Genomic DNA, 349 nt, shown 5'->3' on the forward strand with positions numbered 1-349 from the left:
GTCGATATCCTTGACGGCGTCGGCTCGACCGAGCTCTTGCACATCTTCCTGTCGAATGCGCCGGGCGACATCAAGTATGGCTCATCCGGCCGTCCCGTCCCCGGCTACAAGGTGCGCCTCGTCAACGAGTCAGGCGCCGATGTGCCGGATGGTGAAGTCGGCGAACTCCTGATCGATGCGCCTTCCGCCGGCGAGGGCTACTGGAACCAGCGCAGCAAGAGCCGGCAGACCTTCGAGGGTCACTGGACCCGCACCGGCGACAAATACATCCGCGATGCCGAGGGCCGCTACACCTTCTGCGGCCGCAGCGACGACATGTTCAAGGTCTCCGGCATCTGGGTCTCGCCCT

At 64.5% G+C, this 349-nt stretch carries 1 protein-coding gene; it reads left to right on the forward strand.

Annotated features, from left to right (window positions below):
• The coding region (locus AC5ZGW_RS47725; RefSeq protein WP_496114349.1) for an AMP-binding protein at positions 1-349 on the forward strand (349 nt) is incomplete at both ends.

This window comes from Bradyrhizobium sp. Crot121, assembly GCF_059512385.1.